This is a genomic window from Leptolyngbya sp. O-77, from assembly GCF_001548395.1.
Lineage (GTDB): Bacteria > Cyanobacteriota > Cyanobacteriia > Elainellales > Elainellaceae > Thermoleptolyngbya.
The window spans coordinates 4347090-4362173 of record NZ_AP017367.1 but is presented as its reverse complement, the minus strand read 5'-3'; the positions used below and the strand labels follow the sequence as shown (position 1 = coordinate 4362173).

Annotated in this window: 12 protein-coding genes; 7 read left to right on the top strand and 5 right to left on the bottom strand. The window is 55.6% G+C overall.

What is annotated here, in order from left to right:
- The first annotated feature begins 194 nt into the window (after nt 1–194).
- The 4 genes from O77CONTIG1_RS23795 (at nt 195) to O77CONTIG1_RS18425 (ending at nt 6440) form a co-directional block, all read left to right on the top strand.
- A protein-coding gene (locus tag O77CONTIG1_RS23795) for an IS5 family transposase (protein WP_410503465.1) occupies nt 195–958 on the top strand; the annotation gives its coding sequence in 2 pieces (ribosomal slippage) (nt 195–525 and nt 525–958; 765 coding nt in all).
- A gap of 414 nt (nt 959–1372) precedes the next feature.
- Nucleotides 1373–1747, top strand: a complete 375-nt coding sequence (locus O77CONTIG1_RS25705; protein ID WP_197673233.1) for a hypothetical protein — start codon at nt 1373–1375, stop codon at nt 1745–1747.
- Nucleotides 1748–1917: 170 nt separating this feature from the next.
- Nucleotides 1918–2847, top strand: coding sequence for an AAA-like domain-containing protein (locus O77CONTIG1_RS18430; protein WP_286132397.1), 930 nt, complete (start codon nt 1918–1920; stop codon nt 2845–2847).
- Nucleotides 2844–6440 (top strand): AAA-like domain-containing protein, encoded by a 3597-nt coding sequence (locus tag O77CONTIG1_RS18425; RefSeq protein ID WP_068513582.1) that lies wholly within the window; start codon nt 2844–2846, stop codon nt 6438–6440. The genes O77CONTIG1_RS18430 and O77CONTIG1_RS18425 overlap by 4 nt, the downstream gene beginning before the upstream one ends.
- Here the strand turns inward: O77CONTIG1_RS18425 and O77CONTIG1_RS23790 are convergent.
- On the bottom strand, nt 6399–6584 hold the full coding sequence (locus O77CONTIG1_RS23790; RefSeq protein ID WP_084782826.1) for a hypothetical protein: 186 nt from the start codon (nt 6582–6584) through the stop codon (nt 6399–6401). The genes O77CONTIG1_RS18425 and O77CONTIG1_RS23790 overlap by 42 nt on opposite strands.
- A gap of 62 nt (nt 6585–6646) precedes the next feature.
- Between O77CONTIG1_RS23790 and O77CONTIG1_RS18420 the strand changes: the two genes are divergently transcribed.
- Complete coding sequence (locus O77CONTIG1_RS18420; protein WP_286132396.1) at nt 6647–7237, top strand: nucleoside deaminase; 591 nt, start codon at nt 6647–6649, stop codon at nt 7235–7237.
- A 33-nt stretch (nt 7238–7270) separates the two neighbouring features.
- Here the strand turns inward: O77CONTIG1_RS18420 and O77CONTIG1_RS18415 are convergent, their stop codons facing one another.
- Both O77CONTIG1_RS18415 and O77CONTIG1_RS18410 read right to left on the bottom strand, forming a co-directional pair.
- Nucleotides 7271–8611 (bottom strand): SCP2 sterol-binding domain-containing protein, encoded by a 1341-nt coding sequence (locus tag O77CONTIG1_RS18415; protein WP_068513576.1) that lies wholly within the window; start codon nt 8609–8611, stop codon nt 7271–7273.
- Between the two features lie 98 nt (nt 8612–8709).
- Nucleotides 8710–9171, bottom strand: a complete 462-nt coding sequence (locus tag O77CONTIG1_RS18410; protein ID WP_286132395.1) for a MarR family winged helix-turn-helix transcriptional regulator — start codon at nt 9169–9171, stop codon at nt 8710–8712.
- Between the two features lie 284 nt (nt 9172–9455).
- On the opposite strand from O77CONTIG1_RS18410, the gene O77CONTIG1_RS18405 reads away from it, so the two are divergent.
- Nucleotides 9456–10790, top strand: coding sequence for a homoserine dehydrogenase (locus O77CONTIG1_RS18405; protein ID WP_068513570.1), 1335 nt, complete (start codon nt 9456–9458; stop codon nt 10788–10790).
- Between the two features lie 109 nt (nt 10791–10899).
- Here O77CONTIG1_RS18405 and O77CONTIG1_RS18400 read toward each other — a convergent pair whose 3' ends face one another.
- Nucleotides 10900–12741: a DUF2779 domain-containing protein gene (locus O77CONTIG1_RS18400; protein WP_156435455.1), complete on the bottom strand. Its 1842-nt coding sequence runs from the start codon at nt 12739–12741 to the stop codon at nt 10900–10902.
- Between the two features lie 481 nt (nt 12742–13222).
- On the opposite strand from O77CONTIG1_RS18400, the gene O77CONTIG1_RS18395 reads away from it, so the two are divergent.
- On the top strand, nt 13223–13864 hold the full coding sequence (locus O77CONTIG1_RS18395) for an SH3 domain-containing protein (protein WP_172799723.1): 642 nt from the start codon (nt 13223–13225) through the stop codon (nt 13862–13864).
- A gap of 83 nt (nt 13865–13947) precedes the next feature.
- Here the strand turns inward: O77CONTIG1_RS18395 and O77CONTIG1_RS18390 are convergent, their stop codons facing one another.
- Nucleotides 13948–15030, bottom strand: coding sequence for a Gfo/Idh/MocA family protein (locus tag O77CONTIG1_RS18390; RefSeq protein WP_068513560.1), 1083 nt, complete (start codon nt 15028–15030; stop codon nt 13948–13950).
- Between the last annotated feature and the right edge of the window lie 54 nt (nt 15031–15084).

Below are 15084 nucleotides of genomic sequence, written 5' to 3'. Positions count from 1 at the left end.
CCCAACTCAGGGAAAGCAGGAGAAAATCGATACTTTGTCTGAAATAGCACCTAAGACTACAGACACTAGAGACACTAGTTGCTATAAGGGTTGAATTTTGTGGGTGGATTTTTGTTGCTGGGGGAGATGTTTTACTAGGGAGTGTCATCAATTAGATAAGCTGTAATCAGCAGTGATTCAGCTATCTGACGATTATGACAACCCGACGCTACGCCCTGCGCGATGACCAATGGGAACGGCTCCAAGATTTGCTCCCTGGACGAGCGGGGGCGGTAGGAGTCACAGCAAAGGATAATCGTCTGTTTGTCGAGGCAGTGCTATATCGATATCGAGCCGGCATTCCCTGGCGAGACTTGCCAGAGCGGTTTGGTCATTTTCGCAAGGTTCACACCCGCTTTCGGCGCTGGGCAAAGACGGGCGTATGGCAACGGGTGTTTCAGGTGCTGTCTGAAGATGCAGACAACGAATACGCCATGATCGACACCACGATTGTGCGTGCTCATCAGCATAGTGCTGGGGCAAAGGGGGGGATGCCAATGCCCAAGCCATTGGTCGTAGTAAAGGGGGATTGAGCACCAAGATTCATGCGACTGTCGATGCACTGGGCAATCCGACAGGCTTTCACCTCACACCCGGGCAGACCTGTGACCTTGATGGGGCTGATGTGCTGCTAGAGAATATTCAAGCTGATACAGTCCTGGCTGACAAAGGATATGACGCAGACCAACGGGTGATTGAGCGACTCCAACAACAGGGCAAGACGGCTGTGATTCCGCCCAAGCGAAACCGCAAGACACCGCGTGATTACGACAAGGAGCTATACAAAGCGCGGCATCTGATTGAGAACTTCTTTGCCAAACTCAAGCAGTATCGAGCGATTGCGACACGCTATGACAAGTTAGCCGAGACGTTTCTGAGTGCAATTTACATGGCGGCTGCCCTTATTTGGCTTAATTGATGACACGCCCTAGGACAGTTAAGATAGACAGTTAAGATACTTATCGGAGAGTTCTCTAAGGTTTTACAGAAGGTTTGCAGGTAATATGACAAACAATATGAACGGGTGTTAGGGCTGGGCAACCCGGAGGCTAGTCTGAGGTATTAATTAAGCGGGCGATCGCCTGCATCAAACCTGACTCTAGACGATAGATATCTAGAGATATCTAAAGACATCTAGAGAAGACATCTAGAGAAGACATCTAGAGATATCTGTGGTAGGGCGAGGCAGAGTATTCTCTCCGCGCGGCGGTCACCGGAACTGGCGAAATGAAGGAGGCTATGGCGACGACAGACGCGAATCAGGCGACGATATCAGGTACATCAAAATCAGGTACAGTAAAGCAGCCGAAAATGAACGACGGCGAGAGGAGTGGTGCTGACCCACGCAGGGCTGAAGCGGTTGCAAGCGGCGATCGCCGCTGTAGAAATCGCGGAAAACAATGGCGATCGTTTCACCTTAGAAGAGTTGGGCGATCGAATTCGAGTTTCTACCAAAACCCTAAGCCGTCTGTGGTCTCTCAACTCCGGACTCGATCGGAAGACTCTGCACCTCTGCTTTAGTAGCTTTAATTTAGATTTGCAGCCTGGCGATTATGTTGTCGTCGGCGATTTGGCGGAACCTGAAGCCCCTGTGAACGAGCCAGATAGCCTTAGCGCTACCCAATTGCCCGGAGCCGAAACCGAACAACCTCCTGAGACAGCGCCCAGGTCGCCAAGTTCTGCCCACAGTCAGCAGCCCTCGAAATAGATCCCGACAACGGCTCAAAACCCGCTGCCGTCAGGAGCGCTGCCCTATCCTGATGGGCCCGTGCCACTCGATTCGCCGTTTTACATTGATCGCCCGCCCCATCGAGGCCCTAGCCTATCAGGGAAATTTCCCAGCCGGGTTGCGTCATCCGCATCCGTGCGCCGCGTGGCATGGGCAAGACCTCGCTGACCCTGCGCCTGCTGACGGTGGCGGAGGCGCAGGGCTATCGCACGGTGACGCTGGATTGCAACCAGTTTGACTCGGCGCTGTTGGACGATCTCAACAAGTTTTTGCGGAGTTTTTGTCTGCGGCTGGCGCAGGCGCTGCGGGTTCCGCCCAATCTAGATGACTATTGGGATGCAGACATTGGCAGTAAGCTGAGCTGTAGCTTTTATCTGAAGACCTACTTGCTCAAGCAGATCGACACGCCCCTGGTGCTGGTGCTGAACGAAATTGATCGCTTTTTTGAACATACTGCCTTTGCCCAAGACTTTTTTCCGCTGCTGCGCTCCTGGTATGAGGAGTCACGCCGTGACCCAGAGCTGCAAAAACTACGTCTGGTGGTGGTCTATTCCACCGAAGAATACGTGACGCTGGATATCAACCGATCGCCCTTTAATATCGGGCTACCGCTGCGGCTGCCGGAGTTTACGGCGGTGCAGGTGCTGGATCTGGCACAGCTGCACGGCTTGCCCTGGGGCATGGACGAGGTAGAGCAACTGATTGACCTGATTGGCGGCCATCCGGCGCTGGTGCGAGTGGCGCTGTATCACATTTGTACTTACGGGCTGACGCTACCGCAGTTGGTGCAGGGGGCGATCGCCACGGGTGGCATTTTTCGTCCGCATTTATGGCGGCATTGGGTGATCCTTCAGCAGCATCCGGAGATGCTGGCAGCGCTCCGCGCCGTTGTGCTGGCAGATCAGTGCCAGAACGTGCGGCTTGACCCAATCCAAGCCTATCGTTTGGAAAGTCGGGGGCTGCTTTGCTACGAGGGCGATTCGCGAAGCGATCTCAGCGGAAATCGCGTGCTGTCGCGCTGTCAGCTTTATCACCAATATTTCCGGCAGCAGTTTTTGTCTGAGTCGCCCTTGCCATGAGATATCAAGTTGGTGGCAGCCTCCGTGCCAGCGACCCGACCTATGTAGTGCGCCAGGCCGACGAACACCTTTATCAGGCGCTGTGTCGGGGTGAGTTTTGCTATGTGCTGAATTCGCGGCAGATGGGCAAGTCGTCGCTGCTCCAGCGCACGAGCGCCCGTCTTCAAAAAGCGGGCTATCTCTGCATCTATCTCGACATTACGCAACTGGGCAGCGAAAACCTGACACCGCTCCAGTGGTATCGCGGCATTATCACGATCCTGCACCACGGCTTAGGTCTGGATGGGCAGCTTAGCTTGAAGCAGTGGCGCGATGACCACGCCGACCTGTCGCCCGTGCAGCAGTTGCATCAGTTTGTAGAAGATGTTCTAGCAGCTCGGTCGGGGCAGCAGTCCATTGTGGTTTTGATTGACGAAATCGACAGCCTGCTGAGCCTACCCTTTGGCGTGAGCGATTTCTTTGCCTGGATTCGGCATTGCTATAACCAGCGATCGCCCAATCCGCTGTTTCAGCAGTTGAGCTTCGCGCTGTTTGGCGTGGCCACCCCCTCTGACCTGATCGACGACAAGCGCCGCACCCCGTTCAATATCGGCACGGCGATCGAGCTATTTGGGTTTCAGCCAGACGAAGTTGATCCGCTGATTGATGGGCTGAGGGGCATCGTCAGCCAGCCATCGGCGGTGGTGCGGGCGATTCTCGACTGGACCAACGGACAACCTTTTCTGACTCAAAAGCTCTGTCATCTGGTGATGCAAGCTGCGTTAGAGGCTCCATTGGGCAAGCTCGTGCTGCCACCGGGCACCGAGCCTTTGTGGATCGATGAGCTGGTGCGATCGCGCATCCTCCAGCACTGGGAATCGCAAGACGAGCCGGAGCATTTGAAAACTATCCGCGATCGCCTCCTGTTTAACGAGCAATGTGCCAGCCGCCTCTTGGGCCTCTACCAGCAAATCTTGCAGCAAGAAACTGCCGATACGACTATTCCATCGCCCTCGCCTGTTGCAGAAACGCCCCGCGAACCGGCCATCCCCAAAAATCCAAAACCTAAAATCCAAAATCTACCCGATTCTCCCGAACAAACCCAACTCCTACTCTCTGGGCTAGTCGAAAAGTGCAACGGCATTCTGCGCGTCAAAAACCGCATTTACAGAGCCGTGTTTGACGAAGCCTGGGTGAATACGCAGCTTGATCGGTTGCGCCCCTACGCCCAATCGCTCAATGCCTGGGTGGATTCTGGCTTTCAGGACGAATCGCGGCTGCTGCGGGGGCAGGCGCTGCACGCGGCAGTGGAGTGGGCCCAGGGCAAAGGCTTGAGCAATCTGGATTATCAGTTTTTGGCGGCGAGTCAGGGGCTAGATCGGCGCATCATGCAGCAGCAGCTCGAAGCCGAGCGGCTGCAAGAAGTGGAAGCACGGCTAGAGCTAGAGCGTCAGAGTTCTCGCAGGCAGCGGCGGCTGTTGGTGGGCATGAGTATAGCGCTGGGCGCTGCGGTGATGTCTAGCTTGGCAGCGCTCAGTGCCTATCAGCGGTCGGCAGTGAGCGAGGTGCGGGCGATCGCGGCTGCATCCAGTGGCAGCTATGCCTCAAACCAGCGGCTGGATGCACTGCTCCAGGCAATACAGGCGCGTCAGAGGTTTTACGCGCTCCCATTGCTCGACCCGACCCTGCGCCAAAGCTTAGATGAGAAAACCAACGAGGTTTTGACACAGGCGGTTCAGGGCGCTGATGAAACGAATCGGCTAGTCGGCCATCAGGGCGGGGTCTTGGGGTTGGATCAGAGTGCCGATGGGGAGTGGATTGCGTCCGGCGGCACCGATCGCACGGTCAAGCTCTGGAAGCCCGACGGAACCCTGGTTCGCACCCTGTCTACCAGCGCCACGCCCCACGGCGTTAGCATTAGCCCCAACAGCCAGTTGGTGGCGGCGGCCAATGTGGACGGCGCAGTTCAACTGTGGACGCTGGATGGCTCCGTTGGCTTAACGCTGAAAGGGCACACTGCCCCGGTGTGGAACGTTTCGTTTAGCCCGGATAGTCGCCTTTTAGTATCTGCGAGTGGCGATCGCACGCTGAAGCTCTGGCGCGTTGCCGACGGCACTCTAATTCGCACACTGACGGGCTACGATGCGGCCATCTGGCAGGCCGTGTTTAGCCCCGATGGGCAGCAAATTGTGTCGGGCAGCACCGACGGAAAACTGACTTTCTGGACAGTGGATGGCACGTTGATTCGGTCTATCCGGGTCAGCGATACGCCTGTGTGGAGCGTTGCCTACAGCCCGAATGGACAACTCATTGCCACGGGCAGTGGGGATAGTCAAATCCAGCTTTGGAGTCGTGCCGGTCGCCTCTCTAAAACCTTGGAAGGTCACAGTGCCGAAGTTTTGCAAGTTCGCTTTAGCGCCGATGGCAAAACCCTCGCCTCTGCCAGCGCCGATCGCACAGTCAAGCTCTGGCGGAGCAACGGAACCCTGCTGAGAACGTTTCAAGGACATCGGGCCGTCGTTCGGAGTGTGGCGATCGCGGCTGATAATCAAACCCTTGCTTCCGCATCAGAAGATGGACAGGTCAAGTTATGGAGACAGTCGTCCTTTTCGGTTCCCCTTGTTGGGCTACCAGAAGTTGTGAGTCAAGTTGCCTATAAGCCTCAAGCACCTGGAGAGCCGCTGTTATTAGCAACCATCGCCGGAGTGCAGGTTCGCCTCTGGCAATTGGATGGGACATTGGTCGATCAATTCGAGTTGCCAGAGCGGCTGAATGCTGGCGCATTTGCCCCGGATGGCAAAACCCTGGCTCTGGGCAGTGCAAATACCAATCTTTACTTACTTGACCTACAAAGCCGCACCACGACCCAACTCTCAGGCCATACGGCTGCGATTATGAGCGTGCAGTATAGCCCGGATGGCCGGTTCATTGCCTCCGTCGGAGATGACGGCAGCCTGCGGCTCTGGACGCGCCAGACAAGCGGTTCGTTTCAGGCACACCAGTCGATCCTGGCGCATCCAGCATCGCGGATTTGGAGCGTCGCCTTTAGCCCCGACGGTCAGCAGGTGGCGACCGCAGCGATTGACCGCACGGTTAAAGTTTGGGGTTTGGAGCCGGATGGACGACTCTCCCCTGAACCACAATTAACTCTGGCAGACCACGAGGGAGCCGTATGGGGGGTCGCATTTAGCCCGGACGGAAATTGGCTGGTGTCTACGGGGCGCGATCGCAAGATTAGGCGATGGAGTCGCGCTGGAGATTTACTAGAAACGGTTGAGATGGATGGGCTAGGACTATCGCGAGTGGCCGTTAGTCCAGACAGTCAGCAAGTGGCGGTCGGCAACATGGACAACACCGTGATCCTGTGGAATCGAGCGACTGGTCGCTTGCTGAAGCTGCAAGGACACAGTTCGGGGGTGCGCTCGATTGCCTTTAGCCCCGATGGCAAAACGGTGACCTCGGGTGGAGAAGACCGGGTAGCCATTATCTGGAAAATGGATTCTCTGCTGGGTCTAGACTTAATGCGCTACGGCTGCACTTGGCTTCGGGATTACTTTAGAACCTATCCAAACTTAGAGCAGGGCGATCGCCAGCTTTGCCGCAAGTTTTTTTGAGTGCCTGTCCAGCACAACTGAATCGGGGCGATTCGTCAAATCTGCTGCATTCACCGTAACTGCATTCACCGTAACTACGTCATGCTCGGCTGCCTGAAGAAGATTGACCAGATACTTTGCCTGCGAATCCTCGTCAAGCAGCATTCGTAGAGGATTACTTTCAGCCCACACACCGATGCCAGTTTTGTATAAGGAGCGATATTGCTTTGCAAGGCTTCGCCAATGCCATTCGTGATGCTAGAGGGGCGATCGCGCTTTGCCTTAAATTAAAGTCTACTGAAGCTGGATTTGAAATGCCTTACACCTTCGACTATCCAGACCCTACGCCAGCGCAAATGCTGCATCACCTGCGGCGGGCAAATGCGATCGCCATTCGTGCCAGGAGCTTTGGGCATCATCCCTTTGGTGCAATTCTGGTCGCGCCGGATCACGAAACGGTGCTGCTGGAGCAGGGCAACGTCAACCCAGTAAACCACGCCGAGTCGGTGCTGGTGCAGGTTGCCAGCACTAATTTCAGCCCGGAGTATCTGTGGAACTGCACGCTTTACACCACCGCCGAACCCTGCGTCATGTGCGCGGGAACCCAGTATTGGGGCAACATTGGGCGCTTGGTCTATGGCATTGCCGAAACCAGCCTGCTGGTGCTGACGGGCAGCGACGCGCAAAACCCGACGCTGAGCCTGCCCTGTCGCCAGGTGTTTGCTGCTGGACAAAAGCCGATTCGCGTTTGGGGGCCGTTCGATGCGCTGGAGGATGAAATCGTAGCGGTGCATCGAGACTTTTGGCGATCGCCCTGAAGCCTCCTGTCAGGGCCTCACAAAACCTAGCGCTTACGCCGGAAAACATCGACCGAATGCCTGGAGCAGCCGGGGCGAACCCTGGATGCGAATTTTTCGGAGCAGCAGCGCCCAAATGAGATTTTGCTCTTTTGCAATGAATCGGAGCCAGGTTTTGCTATCAGCAACGACTGAAAGATTGGCATTGCCTACCAGACCCGGCTGTACCTGTACAGTCTTATTTTGAATAATGACAGTGGCTTGACTAGGTTCTGCACCAGTAAACGTGAAGTGGTAGGTTGCGTTTAACCCTTCAGCGCGATCGCGTTGAAACAAAAGCGACAGTCCAAACAAAAACCCCCGAATTGATGCAGGACGAATTCCGCTGCTAATGCGCTTAATTTTCTTGTTTGGAAATCGCCTGGGCACGTAGCGTTCGGCATCAGAACCAGGCACGACGTAGATTGTTTCAACCTTGTCTTGCAGAGGTTTGACCACCTCCTGCACATAGGCTTTTCGATTGCTGAGAAACGGGCCAATTACATCTTCACCAGCCGGACACGCCGCCATGCAATAAGCTGCTTTATAGCTGGCCTTAAACGACAAACTTTGCCACATTGAAGCCGATTCTGAATCGTTTACCTTTTGACGGTAATCTTTGGCATTTTTGCTGTCTGCAATGGTCTGCACCCAGTCCGTAAAGCCGCTCATAAACTCACGGTAGTTGTGGGTATAGCAGGCAGAAAAGTTGAAATGACCATCTGCCCCAATCGCCCCCACCGGGCAAGCTGATACGCAAAGTTTGCACTCTAGACAAGGGTTATAGTCAATGGGATAGGTATACTCATTCACGTTGGCATCCAGCAGAATAGTGCCCAAAGCAATGAAATTACCAAACTTGGGATGAATCACCAGTCGATGAATGCCCATATGCCCCAGACCTGCGGCGATCGCCACGGGCTTGTGAGACACGACCCAAACTTTGCCAGGGAATTTGTCCATTTCCATCGGGAAGCTTGCCCCCGGAACCAAGCCGCGTATGCCGATTGGCTCTAGCGCTTTAACAATGCGTCGCGCCACTTCATTGGCGTGGTCATAATTGGCATGAAATTCCATATTGGCTGCCGAGCGAACGGGCGTGCGAATGTTTTCTCGATTCATGCGACAAACAAAGCTAATAAGCATTTTGGTCGGTGGGAAAGCCGCTAGGATTTCTGCACGCTGATCGGCGATCGCCGGGCGATCAATTTCTACAAATCCGACATCATCGGCTCCTGCATCTAGACAGAGCGATCGCAACACATCGGCATTCAGCAAAACAGGCTGATCTGGCAGTTGGGCATTCATTTTTTCACGCCACCGAACCACAGTTGGATGCTGATCGAAGCTGGGCATTTTGCCTCCTAAATAACTGGAATTGAAACGACAAGAATTACTAGAACTGAAACGATAAAATCAGTTGTATGTATATACATGCTTTAGGGAGTATGAGCTTATCCAATGTGCTGAACATCAGACAAAAGCGAGAGCAACATTTGCCAGTTTTGCGGTTCAAACTGCTGCATGACTTCGGCTTGAGCCTGCTTCCACAATGGCATTGCCTGCGCCAGGATGGCTCTTCCCTCTGCGGTCAGAGAGACTAGCTTGACTCGTCGATCGGGGCTGGGGGCGATCGCCACCAATCCCCGCTTTTCTAACAGCTTGACATTGCGAGTCAGGGTTGTTTGATCGGCAAACAAATCTGCTGCTAGTTGAGTGATCGATCTGGCCCCCGCCAGGTGAATGGCAACGAGCAGCGTAAATTGATTGAGTACCAGACCGACTGGCCGCAGCGCAGCATCATAAATCTGCGTCAAAATGCGCGATGCCCGACGAATGTGCATTCCCATGCAGACATTCGGCACTTGGCTGAGTTCACTGAAATCCAGGTTTGAGTCGTTGAAGTTTGAAGGCACGTTTGAAGGCACGTTTGAAGGCACGCTTGAATGATCTAAGCCTGAATTGGTCTGCGAACTGGAAGAAGGTGAAATCTAATTCATAAAATATGTATATACATGTAATCTCGATTTGTCAACGGGTAGCTGCGTAAAAACAACATCGAGAGAATGCAAATCTAGCAGCCTAAGTCCACAGCAAGAGAAGAGTCTGTAGGAAAGCGCCTGCCTGGGAAACTGCCCTCACTCGTGCAGACATTCCCTCCTACAATTGGGGGGAAGACGATTTTCACGGGTCGAGAGCTGTGGCATTCAAGATTGGGCTGTTGGGCTTGGGAACGGTCGGTGCAGGTACTGCGGAGATTTTGCAACATCCGGAGCTGCGCCATCCGCTGGTGCAGGAAATTGAGATTTATAAGGTGGGCGTGCGATCGCTCGACAAGCCGCGCCCGGTGGATCTGCCCGCCGACCTGCTGACGACTGATCTAGAAACTATCGTCACCGATCCAGAGATCGACATTGTGGTGGAGGTAATTGGCGGGCTAGAGCCAGCGCGATCGCTCATTCTAAAGGCGATCGCCCACGGCAAGCACGTCGTCACCGCCAACAAAGCCGTCATCGCCCGCTACAGCGACGAGATCTTTGATGCAGCCAGCGCTGCCGGGGTGTACGTGATGATCGAGGCGGCTGTGGCGGGCGGCATTCCGGTCATCCAGCCATTGAAACAATCCCTCAGCGTCAACCGCATCCACCGCGTCATGGGCATCGTCAACGGCACGACCAACTACATCTTGACGCGCATGGCCCGCGAAGGCGCAGACTTTGACGCGGTGCTGGCGGACGCGCAACGCCTGGGCTACGCCGAAGCCGATCCCACCGCCGACGTAGACGGCCTTGATGCCGCCGACAAAATCGCCATCCTCGCATCCCTTGCCTTTGGCGGCCGCATTAAGCTGCCCGAAGTCTACTGCGAAGGCATCCGCAGCATCAGCGCCGCCGACATCGCCTATGCCGATCGCCTGGGGTTTGTAATCAAGCTGCTGGCCACGGCCCTGCGAGAACCCAGCGCCCCCGACGACGCGACCGACCATCTGCAAGTGCGTGTCCACCCAACGCTGTTGCCCAAGAGCCATCCCCTCGCCAGCGTCAACGATGTCTACAACGCCATCTTATTTGAGGGCGATCCGGTGGGGCAGGTGATGCTGTTTGGTCGCGGTGCGGGGTCTGGGCCCACCGCCAGCGCCGTCGTGTCGGATATCCAAAACATTGTGGCGATTTTGAAAACCTCTTTGAAAACTTCAGGCGAAACGTCGCCCCATTCTGCCGCCGAACTGCACCCACTGCTGGCCTGCATTCACCAGCATTACTGCACCATTAGCCCGATGGATGAAGTCGTCAGCCGCTTCTACGCCCGCTTCCTCACCCGCGATATGCCCGGTGTGATTGGGCGGCTGGGCACCTGCTTTGGCAATCACGAGGTCAGCCTGGAATCCGTGGTGCAAATTGGCTTTCAGGACGATTTGGCGGAAATTGTCGTTGTCACCCACGACGTGCGCGAGGGCAACTTCCGCAAAGCCCTGGAGGAGATTCGCGGGTTTCCCGGCGTGGCGGAGATTCCTAGCGTACTGCGGGTGCTGTAGAAAAAACGAAAAACGAAAAACGAAGAACGAAAACCCCATTCTTCCCTCTTCGTTCTTCCCTCTTCCCTCCTCGTTCTTCCCTCTTCGTTCTTCCCTCTTCCCTCTTCCCTCACCCCCCTCTTTCTCTCCCTCCCAACAGCCCCACCCAATGCCACCAGATCATCACCATCGCGGCGGTGTCAAGCTGGCAATATTGCAGCAGCAGGTCTTTCCACTGGTCGCGGGTGGCGGGGTCGCAGATGCCTTCGGTGTGGTGAACCATCGCGCGATAGGCGCGGACGGCGGCGGTGCCTTCGGTGACGGCGATCGCCCCTCCGTTAATCAACTGAGTGGGTAGTGCTTTGTAGGGACTGAGCAGGCGGCCGGTTTCGTCATAGCAGACATATTCTGGAAAGCGATCGCGCAGGGCTGGATTGGTGCGCCAGACAGCTTCTAGCACGACTTTAATAGAGGTGCTGCCGCGCATCTGGGGATGGAGGTAGTGCTTTTCGGTAAGCTGGCAGAGATCGACCAGGCGGCCGCGATCGCCCCCGTTAAGCTTGACGGTGTGGCCAAGCCAGCCACGCAGAGCAGGATTGTTGTAGCCGCGCCGCCCCATTTGTTCCAAAATTTCGCGCAGCACGGTGTTTTCGTGGTTGCTCCACATGAAGGGGGTGCCCGTGGTGCTGAGGCGCTGCATCAGCGATTCGGCAAAGGCGAAGTTGGGGAACTCGTCTTCGGTGCAAATCCAGCACTCGTGCTGCGGTTTGGCATCCGGTGCAGTCAGCGTGTGGCAACTCCACTGGAAGGCGATCGTTTCGTAGGGGCGCATCCCGCTATAGCAGGGAATGGCGGGCGCGCAGGTTTCCATATCGATGAAATGCAGCGGATAGTCAAAACTGTCCAAAATATCCGCCAGTTCCTCAGACACCCATTCGGTGTCTTCGCGGGTGTGGTGGAGCTGGCGCAGTTGGCGATCGCTGTAGGCGCTCATGGAGCCGTCTTTTTTGACCAGCAGATCTGGCGTTACGTCGTACAGGCTGACTTTTCTTTGCCGAATTAGCTCGTTGGCGCGATCGCGCAGGCTGCCGACGCGATACAGGTCTAGCAGGTGCGGCGATACGTCGGCCAGATCGCCCCAGCAGTGACGAAAGCCGTTGAGTGGAGCTTCATCCTCGACCCAATATTCGCAGTCGCGGCAGCTTATAGACAATGCGGGTTCGGCCCGTTGCAAGCTGGGCCAGAGCAGCGCTGTGTATTGCTGGATGCCCGCGCGAACCGTCGGCAGCAGCGCTTCGACTTCGGCGGTGATGTCGATTTGGGTCAGGAAGTTTGCGGACTTTAGCGCTGCTACATCGCCCGAAAACTCGACCTGAATCTGCGAAAAGCCCGCGTCTATTGGAACTCGGCGCACCTGAAATTGGCGATGCAGTTGGTCGATGGCGGAGGGTTTGGTTTTGTCGGGCAGCATCAAAAAGGCGCGAATCTCGAAATCGGGAAAGTGCGATCGCAGCAGATGGGTTTGAAACGCCACATCTTCAATGGTGTCGCGCCACCCCGCCAGCGAAAACAGGCTGGATTTGCCTTCGTCGATGCGCCGCTGATACTCGGACTGGTCAAACGATCGCGCTTTGACTTCGATCAGGTCAAGGCGCTGCCCCTGCTTTAGCAAAATGTCTGTCCGGGCCAGTGCCCGCTCGTGCAGCAGCGTCGCCTCAAACAGCGTAATATTTTCGGCGTGATTCAGCAGCGCCAGGGTTTCTGCGTTTGCGGCTTCTGGGTCTGCCTCGGTTTGCACGCGCACCCCGTCGGGAAATAGCAGCTTGGCGATCGCCTCCACGATGTATCCGCCCTCTGCCAGCAGTTCTAGAAACTCGCTGCCTTCTTGCACCGAAGGATAGCCCAGCTTGCGATAGTAAAGTTTTGTGGGGCAAGACCGAGCCAGCTTGAAATCAGATTTTGACAGATACATGCGAAATCCGGGGGAGAAAAAAGTGCGACTGTTTTGGAGAGGCGAAATATCTTGATCAAAAATATCTTGATCAAAATAGAGGCGCACAGTTCTATCTTTGACATTCTCGATGGGCGATCGTCAATAGATTGATTGCCCCGGTTGCATCAAAAAGTCAAGTACAAAAAATCAGAAAAATACTTAGAAAATTTGTCACAGAGATTTCATGGAATCTCGTGCGATCGCGCTTTTAGAGTCCTAACTCGACAGCGGCTCTTAAGGAAAATTTTTTCTGGTTTTTAGAGCAGCTTTGGGCAAATCTGGTAGAGTTTAAGCGTTTAGGATTATTGAATGACGTGTCGATTTGCTTTGCATCAGGATGTTTCTACTGTATGTGAGTCAATACGACAGTTTGGATTTTTAGTGTGAATTCTACTGCTCTTTCATTAAATCAGTGGCGTTTGCTTTGGTGTGTTCTGTAAAACAGGAACTAATGATTAATATGCGTGTGAAACATTGGATTGCGGGCGGTGTTGCGGCCTGCTCAGCGCTGGTCATTGCGGCAACTGCTGCACTGGCTCAGGTGGCAACGGTGACGGTTGATGAGCTGAACGTACGTCGGGGCCCGGGCACGAGCCACCCCGTAACTTTTGTACTGCGCGAGGGCGATCGCGTCGAGATCATCCGCCGCCAGGGTAGTTGGGCCTTTGTAGTGGGCGAGCGCGGCGGCGAGGGCTGGGTCTTTGCCCAATACCTGTCTGCCAGCGCTCCCCCGCCCCGCCCTTCGCCCTCGCCCAGCCCAACCAACGACGTATTTCGCAGCACGGGCACGATCGACAATGCCCGCTATGACGGATCTGGCGAGGCTCAGCTTGTGATTGGTCGCCAAAACCGCGATGGTTCTATCAGCCTTACGAGTGGGCGCTTCAGCATCGAATACATTGGCACGGTGCGTAGCAACTTTGAAGGCGCGGTGGAGCTTCAGGTCAACCAGTTTCGCTCGTCTGAGATGGGCTATCGCACGGTTCCTGCATCTGGCACTTGCAATATCCAGACTAGCGGCGGCACGTCAATCAGCCGCAGTTTTTGCAGCGTGACTGGCTCAGGCATCGACCACGGACGCAGCAACTTTACTAGCCGGTAAGTGCGGATTCGTCGCTAATCGACTTTGTTTGACAAATTTGTTTGACAAATAAGACAAACGAACCAGGGGGCTGGGAGGAGTTGCTACAGGCTCACCCAGCCTCCTTTTTGATGGGATTCGTGGGTGCGGTCGATTAGCCGCTGCGAATAGACCCCATCGGCCAGCGTGGGCATGGGGGAGGGTTCCTGGGCGATCGCCCGCACCCAGCTATCCACCACCCGAATAAACGGCGCGAGGCGACCGTCGGGATAGGTTTGAGGAAACGCGAGGCGCTCAGGAATTTCCACTTCGGTGAGCGGCTGGCCCGGCGGCGCTGCCCAGAGCTTAAAGCCATGCACATAGTCGGTTTGGTGGTCGCTGCCGAGAATCAGCGTGCCGCGATCGCCATACACTTCCACCCAATGCCCGCGCCCCTGAAACGTGACGGTGCTAAGGGTGATTTGCACGGGCGTGCCGTCTGCCAGTTCTAGCCAGATCCGACCGGTATCGTCTGAATCGACAGGTTTTGGTTCACCCGTAGCAGGGTCAGGACGGGTGGGAATGGTGGTGCTGAGGCTACCGCAGAGCCGCGTCGCCGGGCCAAACAGCCAGCGCAAATAGTCGAACGTGTGGGAACCGAGCGCCCCCAGTGCGCCGCCGCCCTGGTCTTTGCGGGCGTACCAGTTCCAGGGGCGATTGGCATCAGCGCGACCGCTCACCAGCCAGTCCACTTTTACCAAACGCTTTTGCCCGACGAACCCTTCGGCTAGCAGTTCTGCCAGCCGCATCCAGGCGGGCACAAAGCGGAACTCAAAATCTAGCGCCGCAACGAGTCCCCTTGCCTGTGCTATGTCCCGCAGTTCCTCTGCCTCTGCCAGCGACATTGCTGTGGGCTTTTCGAGCAGCAAATGTTTGCCCGCGTTCAGCACGGTTTTCGCCTGCTCATAGTGCAAAAACGGCGGTGTGGTAATGCTGACTGCCTGCACCTCTGGCAGCGCAACGACTTCTTCTACACTCTGGCAGGCGTGGGGAATGTTGTGCGCCTGGGCGATCGCCTCTGCCTTGGGGCGATCGCGGTGCTGCACTGCCACCAATTTCGTTTGATGATGAATCTGGAAGCCGGGGATATGGATCTTTTGCCCAAACCCCGTGCCCACCACGGCCACGCCAATTTCAGATAAAGTCATGCAGCGTTCGCTCGATCGGATTTCTTTTTCACGATATAGCAGAAGGGGGAGAGG

Coding starts and splice junctions, on each gene's coding strand:
- O77CONTIG1_RS18430 (WP_286132397.1), top strand. CDS start 1,918: ATGGGCAAGACCTCGCTGACCCTGCGCCTGCTGACGGTGGCGGAGGCG.
- O77CONTIG1_RS18425 (WP_068513582.1), top strand. CDS start 2,844: ATGAGATATCAAGTTGGTGGCAGCCTCCGTGCCAGCGACCCGACCTAT.
- O77CONTIG1_RS23790 (WP_084782826.1), bottom strand. CDS start 6,584: ATGCTGCTTGACGAGGATTCGCAGGCAAAGTATCTGGTCAATCTTCTT.
- O77CONTIG1_RS18415 (WP_068513576.1), bottom strand. CDS start 8,611: ATGCCCAGCTTCGATCAGCATCCAACTGTGGTTCGGTGGCGTGAAAAA.
- O77CONTIG1_RS18400 (WP_156435455.1), bottom strand. CDS start 12,741: ATGTATCTGTCAAAATCTGATTTCAAGCTGGCTCGGTCTTGCCCCACA.
- O77CONTIG1_RS18395 (WP_172799723.1), top strand. CDS start 13,223: ATGCGTGTGAAACATTGGATTGCGGGCGGTGTTGCGGCCTGCTCAGCG.
- O77CONTIG1_RS18390 (WP_068513560.1), bottom strand. CDS start 15,030: ATGACTTTATCTGAAATTGGCGTGGCCGTGGTGGGCACGGGGTTTGGG.